This is a genomic window from Rhodococcus tibetensis (genome assembly GCF_024438035.1).
Classification (GTDB): domain Bacteria; phylum Actinomycetota; class Actinomycetes; order Mycobacteriales; family Mycobacteriaceae; genus Rhodococcus_F; species Rhodococcus_F tibetensis.
Genome location: NZ_JANFQF010000005.1, coordinates 1 through 13,884, shown reverse-complemented (window position 1 = coordinate 13,884; position 13,884 = coordinate 1). Strand labels below are relative to the sequence as shown.

At 60.1% G+C, this 13,884-nt stretch carries 10 protein-coding genes and 2 pseudogenes; 4 read left to right on the top strand and 8 right to left on the bottom strand.

Annotated features, from left to right (window positions below):
* Nucleotides 1–48: 48 nt before the first annotated feature.
* The 7 genes from NOF53_RS07065 to NOF53_RS07035 all read right to left on the bottom strand — a co-directional run bounded on the left by NOF53_RS07065 (nt 49) and on the right by NOF53_RS07035 (nt 8,794).
* Nucleotides 49–573, bottom strand: coding sequence for a hypothetical protein (locus tag NOF53_RS07065; RefSeq protein ID WP_255966756.1), 525 nt, complete (start codon nt 571–573; stop codon nt 49–51).
* Nucleotides 574–1,094: 521 nt separating this feature from the next.
* A complete protein-coding gene (locus NOF53_RS07060) occupies nt 1,095–2,297 on the bottom strand; it encodes an acyl-CoA dehydrogenase family protein (protein WP_255966755.1) in 1,203 nt (400 codons plus the stop codon).
* A gap of 37 nt (nt 2,298–2,334) precedes the next feature.
* Nucleotides 2,335–3,600, bottom strand: coding sequence for an aminotransferase class I/II-fold pyridoxal phosphate-dependent enzyme (locus NOF53_RS07055; protein WP_255966753.1), 1,266 nt, complete (start codon nt 3,598–3,600; stop codon nt 2,335–2,337).
* Nucleotides 3,601–3,675: 75 nt separating this feature from the next.
* Nucleotides 3,676–5,964 carry an MMPL family transporter gene (locus tag NOF53_RS07050; RefSeq protein ID WP_255966751.1) on the bottom strand — a complete coding sequence of 763 codons (2,289 nt, stop codon included), beginning with the start codon at nt 5,962–5,964 and terminating at the stop codon, nt 3,676–3,678.
* Complete coding sequence (locus NOF53_RS07045) at nt 5,961–7,442, bottom strand: cytochrome P450 (protein ID WP_255967203.1); 1,482 nt, start codon at nt 7,440–7,442, stop codon at nt 5,961–5,963. Before NOF53_RS07045 ends, NOF53_RS07050 begins: the two co-directional genes overlap by 4 nt.
* On the bottom strand, nt 7,418–8,005 hold the full coding sequence (locus NOF53_RS07040) for a class I SAM-dependent methyltransferase (RefSeq protein ID WP_255966749.1): 588 nt from the start codon (nt 8,003–8,005) through the stop codon (nt 7,418–7,420). The genes NOF53_RS07045 and NOF53_RS07040 overlap by 25 nt, the downstream gene beginning before the upstream one ends.
* 291 nt (nt 8,006–8,296) lie before the next feature.
* On the bottom strand, nt 8,297–8,794 hold the full coding sequence (locus tag NOF53_RS07035; RefSeq protein WP_255966747.1) for a hypothetical protein: 498 nt from the start codon (nt 8,792–8,794) through the stop codon (nt 8,297–8,299).
* A gap of 123 nt (nt 8,795–8,917) precedes the next feature.
* On the opposite strand from NOF53_RS07035, the gene NOF53_RS07030 reads away from it, so the two are divergent.
* The 4 genes and pseudogenes from NOF53_RS07030 (at nt 8,918) to NOF53_RS07015 (ending at nt 13,092) form a co-directional block, all read left to right on the top strand.
* Nucleotides 8,918–9,523 (top strand): TetR/AcrR family transcriptional regulator, encoded by a 606-nt coding sequence (locus NOF53_RS07030; protein WP_255966745.1) that lies wholly within the window; start codon nt 8,918–8,920, stop codon nt 9,521–9,523.
* Nucleotides 9,524–10,449: 926 nt separating this feature from the next.
* On the top strand, nt 10,450–11,073 hold the full coding sequence (locus NOF53_RS07025; RefSeq protein ID WP_255966744.1) for a maleylpyruvate isomerase family mycothiol-dependent enzyme: 624 nt from the start codon (nt 10,450–10,452) through the stop codon (nt 11,071–11,073).
* Nucleotides 11,074–11,324: 251 nt separating this feature from the next.
* On the top strand, nt 11,325–11,759 hold the full coding sequence (locus NOF53_RS07020) for a hypothetical protein (RefSeq protein WP_255966742.1): 435 nt from the start codon (nt 11,325–11,327) through the stop codon (nt 11,757–11,759).
* Nucleotides 11,760–12,154: 395 nt separating this feature from the next.
* Nucleotides 12,155–13,092 (top strand): annotated as a pseudogene (locus NOF53_RS07015) (phosphatidylserine/phosphatidylglycerophosphate/cardiolipin synthase family protein).
* A 213-nt stretch (nt 13,093–13,305) separates the two neighbouring features.
* Here NOF53_RS07015 and NOF53_RS07010 read toward each other — a convergent pair.
* Nucleotides 13,306–13,770 (bottom strand): annotated as a pseudogene (locus NOF53_RS07010) (IS5 family transposase); the annotation flags it as partial.
* Nucleotides 13,771–13,884 lie beyond the last annotated feature (114 nt).

The window sequence follows — 13,884 nt, the reverse complement described above, 5'->3', positions numbered from 1 at the left end:
TGTTCCCAACCACGTCGATGCTGTGATCGGCGGCATTGACGAGATCGATCACGATGCCGCGCCAGCGGCAGAGCTGCGGGTGACCGGTTCAACCGGTGAGCTTTTGGCGGGCACGAACTCGAACTTGAAGCCAACTCGTTCGAGTTCCGTGCGTAATTCGGTGAATGTGACCATTTTCTCGAGCGAGTGCACACCTGGGTGTACTGGCGTGCGGTCGAGAAGTGCCCTACCGAAGACATCGGCGGCGGCAACCGTGAGCCGATAATCTCCAGAACCCGTCAGTCGGTATCCGGCGATCGCCTGACCTTTCAGCGCGACTTCGACCAAGTCGCCCTTTCTCTCACTGGTCAACTCGTCGGGGACCTTCAGCCCCAGGACGAACAGCCATTGCGGTACGAACCGCAACAGTGCCACCGAATTGAGGGCGAGGAGGCTTCGTTGGAACCACGACTCCACGAAGAAAAAGTAGACCCTTCCGATCCGACCTTCCGCGGCATCACCGAACAAACCGTCAGCCTCACTGCCCACCTCGATGCACTGCCTCTCGGCGTAAGGAGCGGCGAGAGTGAACATGCCGGTTCGGTGGCGTGACCCGCGGGCCAAGAGACGGTATGCAAGCCCGCCCACCGCCTGCGGCCCTCCGGACTCCGAGCACGAGAAACTCATCACTAGTCTGATCTCATCTGCATTCGGGTACCTCGTCAGGAGGTCCGCGCAGAGCAAACTATTGACGCCGGGTGAAAGTCCCGCATTGATGATGACCGTTCCGCGGGCACCTTTCGCGTAGGACCGTAACGATGCACTTTCGGACAAACTGAGGTTGGACAGGTTCAAAAGTGTGCCACCGGTTTCCAGAACGCGTTTCTCCGCCAACAGTTCCGGGGTGTGGACGCAGTTGATGATCAGATCGAACCCGCCCAATACACTTGCCACTGACTCAGGATCGGCCAGTTCGATCGGTAGATGAGGTCCGGGGTCCTTCGGTCTGGAACGACTTGCGACGACGACATCCGCCCACGCCCTGACCGTGCGAGCGACGAAGGTACCGAGCACTCCTGAACCGATAACGAGTACGCGGGGGCGGGAATTGCCTGTCATCTTGACCCTCCTGACGCCGCGGACGAACGCTCAGACGAGTCGGGAGTCAGCATAAACAGACCCCCCTCAAGGTACTCGACTATGCCGGCGGCCATCTGAGACCGGAATGGGGGATGGAACCCGTAAGCGTGTACGACAGACTCTAGATATGCCACTTCAGGTTTATCAATGAAGGCGGAGCCACCGAGGCCTGCAACGCTCGACGCAGCAGATCGCGTCAGTGAGTCGCGAGTGGCATACCGTACTAGCAGAAGTTGCGCCGACAAGTCGGCGCCGCGTTCTCCGCCGTCGAAGCGACGCGCGATACTTTCGACTGCGGAGTACGACATCTCCAGTTCCCCTGCGGCGCTCACGATCAGATCGCTGTTCGCGTTCGGCTTCGCCATCAGCAACTCGACCAGTCGGCTGGCGGCGCCCAGGTACGAGGCAGTGATCAGCATCCCGAACCAGAGGAAACCAGTCATCTCGTGTCTGTGCATTGACTGTCCGTCGGTGTCGGCGATGACGAGTTGCTCGGGCACGAATACTTCGTCTAGAACCACCTCGTCGCTTTCCGAGCCACCGAGAACATGAGTTTTCCAGAAGGGACGTACTGATAGTCCGGGAGTCTCGGCCGAGATGAGTGCGATGCCCCGTAAAGGTCCGTTCTCCGAAGGCACAACAACTGTTGCAGTCAGCAGGTCCATCGAGGACGACATGCTGCACGGCTTCTTCGAGCCCGAAACGAGATAACCGCCGGTCACTTGTTCAGCCTTCATACTCGGTTCGAACACACTCGATCCCGACTTACCCTCGGCGAATCCCGAGGCGATCAGGGTGTTGGCTCCAACGATGGCCCGAGCGAGATCTAGATCGTCTTCGGTCCCTGCATGTGCATACTCGAGAAGTGTGGCAAGGGACAAATGGTGCATCGTCGTCGCTGCAGCCAGCGATGGAGAACGGCCGCCGATCTCACGCTGTACGGCAATTGCCGTTCGTGCGGAGGCACCCACGCCGCCGAGTTCTTGGGGAACGATCAGTCCGATCGCTCCAGATGTCTTGAAGCGCTCGACTACACCTGACCCTCGGGTTTCGAGTGTCAGCAGCGGGGTGCCCGAGAGGTACTCGAACAGCTCGGGAAACATGTTCTCGAGCAGGGGCTCCCGGGTCGGCCAGATAGTATGAGCCGCTTCGGCTCGTTGATAGGTGGCTGCACTCATAAGTGAACTCCCGGCTGAAGAGGGTGGCAGTGCCGAACTACGCGGCTGCGGTGACATCGAGACTCTGGGCGATGGCATCCGCAGCGAATTCGAGTTGTTCCGCCGTGTGTGTCGCCATGACGCACACACGCAGCAGCGCATTCCCTGCCGGGACCGCGGGGTGAACCGCAGCGTTGCAATAAATTCCGTCGTCAAACAGTGTGCGCCAAGCTTCGATCACACGAAGATCGTCACCGACGTAGACAGGAACAATCGGCGATGGAGACAGGCCTGCTACCGAGGGGTCGCTTCCGACGTCGACACCACGCGCCTGTAGCTCCGATCGCAGGAATCGCGCGTTTTCGGCAGACTGCGCGGCGAGAGCGCGACCTTCGTCGCTCCTCGCGAGTTGGATCGCTGCCAGAGCTGCACCCAAAGTCGACGGGACGCCGGCCGTGCTGAATTGGAAGGCTCGCGCTCTGCCACGGATAGTGTCGATCAGGTCGCGAGTACCAGCCACGAAGCCACCGGTCGACGCCAGACCCTTCGACAGTGAACCCATCCGAACGGGCACACGGTCGGCTAGTCCGGCCATTTCGCTTACGCCAGTGCCTCGATCCCCGAAGAGCCCGACGCTGTGTGCCTCGTCCACCATGAGCACTGCGCCGAAGTCGTCACAGAGCTCTTGCACTTCTGTTAGAGGGGCGAAGTCGCCTTCCATGGAGTAGAGCCCATCGATGATGACCAGTACCGGCACAACGGAACCGAGTTCAGTCAATGCCGCCCTCAGTGAACCCATGTCGTTATGGCGAAAGCGTCGCAAGTCAGCACCAGCTAGGCGGCACCCGTCCTGTATTGAGGCGTGGGCATACTGGTCGACGACCACTGGCCCACCGGGTGGCACCAGCGCGCCGATCGTTCCGAGATTGGTCTGGTACCCGGTTGTGAAGACGATCGCGTCTTCGGTGCCGTGCCATTGCGCCAACTCGGCTTCGATACGAAGGTGCAAGTCGATTGTGCCGTTCATCAGGCGGCTACCAGTGGTAGCGGTGCCGAACTCACGAAGGGCGCGGGCGGCACCTTCCACTACCGCCGGGTGCGTCGAGAGACCCAGGTAGTTATTGGAACCGAGCATGGTCATCTGGCGTCCTTCGACCGACATTGTCGGTGCCGTGGCCGATTGCATTTCGCGAAAAAATGGCAGGTGACCGCTGTCGCGCAGCGCCTTGAACATCTCGATCCGAGGATCGTGGCCGATTAGCCTTGTAAGCGACGTAGTACCCATGCAATGAACCCCCATGTAAGTGCGTTCGATGATTGTCATGCGGCCGAAAAAGATCCCCGCTGGCCGCGTCGCCGCAACGACCCTGCAGCTGACGGAAGTCGGACGGAAATACGCTCACAGAGCGCTGTGTGCGTGCCTCGGTTCGTCCGCAATCTCTGGCGGTGCATGCAGAACCGTCTTGTCAGGAAATATTGGTGTCCACCAATTCAACCGGCCCATCAGGGACATGGCAGCGGGAATGGCCAGCAAGCGAATAAGGGTGGCGTCCAAGGCAACCGCCGCGGCAAGGCCGAGACCCAGTTGCTTCATCGGAAGGACTGACGCGAGCGTGAACGCCATGAACACAGCAATCATCAGGAGTGCGGCACCCGAAATCAGCGGAGCGGTCTTCACTGAACCCTCGACGACCGCTGCTTTGGTGTTACCGCCGTTCGAACGGTATGCCTCTCGAATTCGGCTGATGAGAAAGACCTCATAGTCGGTACTGATACCGAAAAGGAGGACCGCGAGAACAATCGGAACGAAGTTCGTCAGACTGCCGACGCTTTCCGCGCCGAAGAGCGGTCTTCCCAAACCATGTTGAAATACTAGAACGACAACACCATACGTTGCGGAGATTGACAGGACGTTGACGACAACAGCTTTGAGTGGAATGAATACGGAACGGAAGAACACGAAGAGCAACGCGAAGATCCCGACGAGCATCAGAGCCAGAACAATCCACAGTTTTCGTTCAATCTCGGCATTAGCATCCATACCCTCGGCGGTCTCACCGCCAACGTTGATCGTGAACGCGGTTTCATGCGTTCCGAGTTCGCGAATCTGTCGGACCGCGTCTCGAGCGATCGCCGATGACGCATCTCCATCAACGAGTGCCTCGACAACAAGGGCTTTCCCATCGCGTGCGATGTATCGATTGACCGCTGCTGCCCGAGGGTCACCGCCGTCTCTATCGATATTACGAAGTCCGTCGATAGCATTCCCGCGACCGAGCGTGGCCAAGGTCGGCAACACGCTGTTGACCGCCGTCACGCCGGGTACCTCCGAGACTGATTCGACGAACCTGTCGATTGCCTCCACGTTCTGTAGTTCGACGAGGGGCTCGTCGAAGGTCGCAACCACGTTGATCGGTGCGACTGAGCCTTCGCCGAACTGGGTTCGCATCGACTCGTACCCCGCTGCCATTGATGATGACTGTGGAAGAATTCCCGAATCAGGGGTGACTGTCTTCATATCGAGCGCCGGTAATGCCAAGAGCCCGCAGATGCAGAGGCAAATACCCACTGTTACGTAGGGCCGTTTCATCGCGAACCTCGGTCCGCGTTCCCAGATCGACGTCCGTTTCCGAGATTTGCTCTCGGTTGTGGCGGATGGACTGATGAATCGCGAGAAGATCAGTATCAGAGGAGGCAGCACAATCAGGCTGATCACCATGGCCGATCCGATACCGAGCATTGCACCGATAGCCATCGATTTGATGACATCAAGCTGCACGATGAACAGAGCTGTCGATGCCACGACGATAGTGAATCCGGACACCGCGACTGTCTCGCCCGACCTCAGCCAAGCTATACGCAATGCTGCCACGGGCGTGAGACCGGCGGCGAGTTCCTCGCGGTATCGGCTGATGATGAACAATGAATAGTCGACACCGATCGCGAGTCCGAGCATTGTCGCCGCACTCTTTCCGAAGAGCGAGATTTCGGTAAAGCGTGCCATGAAGCCCAACGCACCAACTGACAAGAGAACCGACGCTCCACCGACAACTCCCGACAGCAGGGCAGCGGGAACGCTGCGGAATACGTACAGCAGAACAAGCGCCAGAACGGGGAGTGCGATGAGTTCCGATCGGATCAGCCCCGATTCGGAAAGCTCGTTCATCTCGCCCCAGAACGACGACGCGGAGACCATGGTCGCCTGAATCCCGGAGCCATCGAAACGTTCCGTCAACATCGCTTGCAGGCGCGGGAACTCCCGCCGCGCCGAACCGTCGTCGAGGCTGGTTCCCACGAAATCGACAACAGTCTGCCGGTCAGTTCCGACGAACTGCCCACCGAAGCCATCCGGGAGTGTTGACCATCCGAAACGATCGACCGACTCTATGCCGAGATCTGCCGCTACCACATCGAACACGGATTGCACGGACCTGCGGAAATCAGGATCCGACACCTCCATACTCTCGGAAGTGACGACCAACGCAAACGAGGAGGGTCCTCGGCCTTCGAAACCGTCACTGAGCGTCTGTGCCGCGATCCTGGAATCGGATCCCTCGACATACCAGCCGCCGCCGGACAAGTAGTTGTTCGACGTCAAAGCGAAGATGGCGCTGATCCCACAGACCCCCAGCCAAACCATTACAACGCCCCACCGTGATCGCACGATCAAATCAAAGGTCCTCTTCACGAGTGGCTCCTCGACTCGGTGCGCATTCGCGAAGCCCTGTCTGTTCTCGGGCGGAAGATCATTTCCATGCCATATCTCGGGCGCAGAGTAATGGAGGCCAGTGTCTGGACGTCGTGGTGCGGATTGTGCCGAAAGTCGAACCGCTGGAAAAGGCCAGCTAGGATCAGCTGAGATTCGGCCGTTGCGAAGTGCTTACCGATGCAGATGTGTGGCCCCGCACCGAATGGCGCATACGCTTTGTGCTCTACTCCGATTGGTTTGTCGGCATCGAACCGTTCAGGCCGGAACTCGTCAGGGTCGTCCCAATGCCTGACATCCCTCCCAATATTGAACAAGCTGATCAGGATGCGGCTGCCGGCACGAAGTCGGTAGCCGCCCAAGGTGCAATCGCGTGCAACGAGGCGGGGAATGAGTGGGGCCGAGGGATACAGGCGCAGTGCCTCGGAGGCAACCTGAGCGGTGTACTTGAGATCTCGCAGGTCCTGCGCCGTGGGGCTCCGTCCGTCCAGGACGGTATCTATTTCTTGCCGCAGTCGGGCCGCAGCTTCTGGGTTCTGTGATAGCAGATACATCGCCCAGGTGAGTGTCTGCGCGGTGGATTCGTGCCCTGCAGCGAAGGTCGTCATTACCTCATCGCGAATCTCTCTGTCATTCAGTCCCTCTCCGGTTTCCTCATCGCGAGCTCCTAGGAGCATGTCCAGGAGGTCTCCATAACCAGGCTCCGTATTGCGACGGTCCGCGATCAGTTTGTACACGTATTCGTCAAATTCACTCATGATTGTGCGAAAACGACGGTTCGTCCGCGTTGGCCAGGACAACGGGGCGCTGAACGGATTCTGCAGCCTGTCGAACGCGAAGTTGAGTGCGTGTTCGACGGATTCGGGTTTCGCAGCATCACCGAGCTCATCGACTCCGACGCCGAACATGCATTGCGATACGACATCGAGGGTCACCTGCATTTGAACTCGATGCATGTCGACGAGGTCCGCCGACTCTGCGTGATGGTCGAGACGAACCAACATTCGCTCGACGCACTCCTGCATCGTGGAATACATCTGCTCGATGCTCGTCCGCGTATACAGCGGTTGCATCATCCGCCGGTTCCGTTTCCACACCTCATGATCGGAGGAAGTCAACAGTCCCGTGCCCAGTACCAAGCGTAGGGGGTTGTCCGGACCCAGCTTTCCGTAGAGGGAAGTATTGGTGAATACCTCATGTGCGAGCTCACTGCTGGAGATGCAATACACCGAGACCGGTCCGAGGCGGTATTTGACGATATCGCCGTGGCGGCGCCAACCCAACTCGGTGGCCTTCAGGATGTCTGCGCGGAAATCTCTGATCGTTTGAATGACTCCACGGTCACTCGTGGGAACCTCCATCGGTTCGGCTGCCGTGTCGATTTCATGCCGCTTCACCGTCTTGTCGTCACCGTCCGGCCGACTATTGCGGGCGCTCACGGCTTGGTAGCCGATGCGCACAGCCAACCAAGGGAACGTTCTGGCCGCCCAGTCCATTGGCTACTGATGAAGCCAGCTTCGGTGAGTAACGTGCACAGGCTTTGTCCCGAAAGAATCGTCATGCCACTAGATTCCGATCGCTGAATGAAGCGCCGTCCTACTGCACGTTGTGTCAGCGTGGGATTATGCATGGACTCCTTGCTCATTTCCACGACAATCCCGACTCGACCACCTGGACGAAGAATTCTGTGCATTTCTCTCAGGCCAGCCATGATGTCCGGCCAGAAGTAGACAGTTTCGATTGCCAGGGCCAGATCGAAGGACTCGTCTGCGCAGGGCAACTGGTCTGCCGTTGCAATTTCGGCGGTCAATCGCTGCGAAGTAACCTCCGTCCGGTTTCGCTGGAGTGTTTGTTCGACCATCACGTCGGAATAGTCGACGCCCATCAGCTTTCCCGATGTTCGTCGAGAGATCATCTCGAGCGCCATTCCTGATCCGCAACCAATGTCCAGCACACTGGATTCCGGGTCGATTCCTATGGTATCGAGAGCCCACGTGGTCAAACTTCTGTGCTGGACCGACATAAGACGTCCGACTGCTCGGCCCCAGAAACCAGTTGGTTTAAGGAAGTTTGCTTCGAGCAACTCGAGTGGTTGCCTCACCTGAGACGCCGGCATGGTTGTACCGACTGGATCCTTGAAGATCGCATAGAAAAATAGCCCCCTTGTGTGAACAAACTCCCCGTCACGAACCGTCGCCGTCAGAGTAATGAGCCAGCTCCGCGGGTGGGTGTGAATCAGAAGATTAGTGTGTGACCGCCGATACAGCAACCGCTACGGCAGTGGCACTCACTCTTGTTTGTCGGCCTCAGCCCGTCAGAGCAACGACCACAGGATCAGGAAGAAGGCCAACAGCACTGCCCCCGCGGCGATCTCCGAACCGAACCCGCCCGCCTCCCGCTCGCTATCGGATTCAGTTCGCTCGACCGTGAGGGCACTGCTTTTGAGTCCGCCAGTCGGCGTTCCCCTCTCCTTCCCATCCGAATGCATGACAGTTTTGCCGTCGACCGCATTGTGATCAATTAAGTTCCGCAAGAAGGGTTTTGCAGCGTCTGCCCGCGCCCAAGCCCGGCGAGCGATCTCTATGCGGTTTGCGCCCGAAGTCTCCGCTGCGAACGTCTCCTGCTCGAGAAACCCGCCATAGAGTGTTGACCACTTCGCCTCGAGAGCTGCCAGCAAAGCCGACTCCGACTCGAATATGGCTGACGCTTCCGGCACTTCGAAGAAGGGAAGCGATGTTTGGCCCGTCCGAGCGGCTTGCTCCAGTACTGCGTCGATGGCAACGGCTCTGCGGTGGTATTCATCCCAACTCACGTCTACTCCTCTTTGTGACGGATAACTGACCGATACGGCGACCGCGACTCGTTCCGGACTTCGAACCTTTCACATACTCGTGGTCGGTGAAATACTGACGTTCATCGAGTATGGTTAGGTCTTATGAGTGATGTCAAGCATGGCCGGCGAGAGATCTACGCTGCGTTGACGCGGAAAGCTGTCCTCGATGCAGCCAAGACCCTCTTCGTGGGAAAGGGGTTCGCGAACACCTCAGTAGGTGACATCGCCACTTTGGCCAACGTCAGCAAAGGCGCGGTCTATCACCACTTCGACGACAAACAGGAAATATTCGCGCAGCTGTTTCGCGAGTCCCTCGGTGGCGTGCTGCAGGCAGTCGCCGATTCGATGCTGGGATTCGACCAGCCGTGGGCGCGTGTGGACGCGGCCACTCGAACGTTCCTCGCTGTCTATGTCGCCGATCCGGAGGCTCGCATGTTGCTACAGCAGGTCGTCGGCGTGCTCGGAGAACAGCGCACTCGTGCGCTCGACGAGGAGTTCGCGCTTCCGATCATCCGAGCGATGCTCGTCGAACTTGACAAGGTGGGTGAACTCAAACCGGTATCTATTGATGCGACAGCTCGAATCATCTTCGACGTGTTATGTGGAGCTGCGTCATCTCTGGTCGATGCGACGAACGCCGAAGTGGCGGCGCACGAACTGGAAGTAGCGATCTTGTGCATGTTCTCAGGATTTCGTCGCAGCGAGTAGTGCGCTGCGGCCGTGCGTCTGGGCATTGCTACCGCCCTGGCCGGCCGTTTGCTGACCGGGCACTCCTTGGTGGGATCGCTCCCGACTCGGACTCATCGTTGAGCCTGTTGCATACTCGCAACGAACCGGCAGTATTGGCGACATCGATCGCCGTGGACCGTCTCGAAAGTTCACCGGGACCTACTTCAGCCCTGGAGAACGTCTTCGTACCCTCTGGGTGGTGGTACACGATCGCAGTCCCACGTCCGGGATCCGTGCAAAAGGCCTCCCGACGACGTATCCCTGCGAGGCCGAGAGAGGAGGAGCCAGAAATCGATCGAGTCGGACAGTCCACAAGGCCGCTGACGCTACCTGAGTCACCTCACAAATCGATTCGAGATGTCCCGCTCCGAGTGTGCTTGCCGGAAACATTTGCAGTGTCGCGGTGGACCCGACCGGCGGCATCGACTCTATCCGGCGTTGATACCCCACATCGACCGACTGCGCGCTCGAGTCCTATGGCACGACCGTGCGCTTACCAAGCATTGGTCACCTTCGAAGCGAACTCCGATCGGTCGAGCCATGAACCTCCGCTAGCCAGTCCACCGCGCGTACTGGGAACGATTGAAGCGAACGCATCCACCCGACTACACCCCCGATGTGGGGACAGGCGCACCCATTTCCGAGATCCGAGTATCGCTGTAGCGCAGCTGCAAGTAGTCCAATCCCGCCATTCATATCGGCTCCCCATTCGACGCGTATGCGGCCAGGGCTGCGCACCTGAGAGTGCCCGTGAGCCGTTCGCGTGACCACGGCCCTACATTGCGCGTTGCTGTCCCAGTAAGGCCACCTGCGACATCGGCATGAACCCAACAGGAGGATAAGACACCCGGACGACTCACCGAACACGATGCGGCCTTCTTCGATCCTGAGCTACGGTGAGCGGCATGAATACACTGGGAATGCTGGCAAGCGAACGCCGAGAACTCGTCAACTTCTTGCAGACCCTCACACCTGAGGAATGGCAGGCACCCTCCCTGTGCGAGAAATGGCGCGTAAGGGATGTCGTGGCACATTTGCTATACGACGCTATTCCCCTGTGCCAGTATATGTTTGCCGCCGTACGCAACGGGCCCGGTGTCGACCGGCTAAATAACCACCTCGTAGACACTGAACGTTCGACATCACCGTCGACTCTGCTCACGCGATTTGCTTCCATCGAGAACGGAACGCTCTCGAGGCTCAGTCCTAGAACGGCTCTGGCCGACATGTTGGTTCACCATCAGGATATTCGCCGCCCGCTCGGTCGGGACCGCACTATCGAACCCGACCGATTGCGCTTTGTCCTCAACCACCCCGACCCGTTCGCGTTCACCCGGCGCTATACCCGAGGCCTTCGGTTCGAAGCAACGGACCTCACATGGTCGAAAGGCAACGGACCAGAGATTCGCGGCACCGGTGAAGCACTCGCGTTGGCAGCGACTGGGCGGCGGGTCGTGCTCGACGAACTCGAGGGCGACGGCGTCGCGGTCCTTCGTAATCGTCTGGGGAGTAGCTGGGCAGACGCATGAAGCCATGACGTTGGATACACCGGGCCAGGTAGGCGCTGACCAGTGACTGACTGCTAGGCCCGGGTGGTCGTACGAGGTGACTACACGGCACGTGCCCTCGCAAGAACTGCTATCGAAGAGTCTGCTCCGCTTGTAGATGTGAGGTCCTGAAACTTCGCCGGTGGCGTCGACGAAGCGTCATCATCGAGCGGTTCACTCCCATAGACGTCTCCGTCCGTGATGGCGGGATATGCCAAATCTGCCTCGAGCCCGTGGACCTCGATGCCCTGCACGGCCGCCCCGACGTCATGTCGATCGACCACATCGACCGAGAAGGTCCGCATACGCAGGCGAATTGCCGCCTCGCTCATTTGTTCTGCAACAACGATGCGCAGTGGGCTCGCGGCGTAGACCCCGAATTGGCCCGTGCGCGGCTGCGCTGCAAGGTCATCACCAACGAGCCGGCCGGGCCTGGGGACCGTTTCCCGCGGCGGTCCCCGATCACCGGCGAAGTGGTTTCCTATGAGGAGTGGCAGCAGCAAAGGACCGCCGCCGTCGACGCAGTACTCGCCTTGGCCTCGACCCCACGACCGCGCACGGCGAGGGTGCGGCTGCCGCGGTCCGGGCACTCTCCTGGCGCCGGTAGGGCGGTTCTTTCCATCTCTGCCGCAGACATCTTTTCGACGGCCGTGTCGCCGCGTAGCTGAGCACCACCTTCGGTGCAGGATCGCCGACGTTCACCGGCAGGTCAGCGCAAGCAATCGTCAAGCGCAGGTTCCTTTTCCGCAGAGTGCGTGAGGTAAGCCGGGTGGATGTCACCGTCGTCTGTTCGGAACCGACCGAACAATGTCACGCTGTATTGATCAAGCGGGTACCGGTGGAACGCAGACTTTTCCACCCGTTCGCACTCTTTCGTCGCGTTCATCCCTCCACTGGCGCACGAGGTGGGGACATGTCATCCGCCCAGCTCAATGGCACTTTTCCTGCGAATCCTGCACACCCCGGATGGCATCAACGCCTGTGGGGCATGGAAACCGATCGTGGGATGCGATCGGGCGCTACCGGCCCCGGGCGTCTCGCGGCCGCGCTACCGTTCCCGGGTATGGGGACGACATTCCACGGGCCGAGCCCCTGGCCGCACATCACCGCGGCGATCAGAACGAAAGGCCGCCGCCGGGCCGCGATCGCCTACCTCGGCCAGGACGCACCCACCCTGCTCCCCCTCCGCGCCGGCGATGTCCTCATCGTGAACGCCTCGAAAGCGGCACTGCGCGCCCACGCCACCTCACCGGCTGCCCTCGCCCACTACATCGATGCCGGGGTGCGGGTCCTGTCGTCGCCGAACCTGCATGCGAAGGTGATCGTCACCGACCGGCGGGCGGTCATCGCCCCCCGAACGCCTCACACAACTCCACCGTCGTCGACGAAGCCGTGATCATCTCCGACGACCCGGGCCTACTTACCTCGGCCGGCGCGTTCATCGACGACATCGCCGAGATCACCGAAGTCGATGCGGCCTTCCTCGACAACGCCAACACCGAGTGGGCGAAGGGCCGGGCGCTGACCATTCCGGGAGTGACCGGCCGGATATAGGCCGAACCCGACTTCCTTCCCTCACCGGTGACCCGGATGTTTCTCTGGCAGACCGAAGAGTACGACCCGAGCGCGTCCGAGCAACGCAAATGGACGACCCAACAGCGGCGGCAGCGGCGTAGCGCCGGACCGGCAGCGAGGTACCAACTCGAGTGGTTCCGCCTCGGCGAGCCCGGCCACCTGAAACTCGGGGACGTCCTGATCCAGGTCACCGACAACTGGATTCATCCACCCGCCGTCGTACACTCCGAGGCCGTCACGATTCCCCGCTCCCGCAGCGCTGTCGCGCACTTCCTCCGCACCCGAATCGATCTGGAACTCATCGCGCTGCGGGAGGCAGAGAAGGCGCTCACCGATCTCGGCCACCGCAACCCGCGGCTGCGGACCGACCACCGCATCATCTCCCCCACCCTGCGCGCCGCCCTCCTCCGGCTCTGGAACCTCTGACCGGTCTCACCGAAGGGGGGAGGTATCATCTCACCAGGTCAACCTATCTTTCCCTGCGTGTCGGTCAGGATTCGTCCGGGACGAGGCAGGCGAGCTTGCACCGGAACGGATACGTACCCGGGGTGCCCAGCACTGATTCGATCACTGCCTGTCCGGGGCGCTCATCTGGGTGTCGTCAACAGACTCTCGGGCGTAACGTCCTAAGAGCTTGTCTCATGTGGGGAGTTTCTTGAAGCAGGTGAGTGCGGCGGCGAGGTGGAGGAAGCCGGCGAAGTGTTCCCCCTGGCGTTCGTAGCGGATGGTCAGGCGTCGGTAGCCGGTGAGCCAGGCGATAGTGCGTTCGACCTTCCACCGGTACCTGCCGAGCCGATCATTCCTATCGATACCGCGTCGGGCAATGCGCGGAACGATGCCGTGTTCGCGAAGCCACCGGCGGTGCTTGTCGTAGTCGTAGCCCTTGTCGGCCCGGGTTTTGCTGGGTTTGCGGCGGCGTGGACCACGCCGGGATTTCACCGCCGGAATCGCGCTGACCATCGGTTGCAGCAGGGTGCTGTCGTGGGTGTTCGCTCCGGAAACATTGACGACCAGCGGGATACCGTTCGAGTCGGACAGGACGTGGATCTTCGAGCCCTTCTTACCGCGGTCGACCGGGCTGGGACCGGTCAGTGAGCCCCCCCTAATGAGAGTCAGCGAGTCCGCTCATACGGCAGACTCGTCACCGGTAGCGGCGGGCAGGTGAGCACTCTTCCCCCCTGGACCTGGAGTCCTGAAAAAGATCGTGCCCCTGCCCGT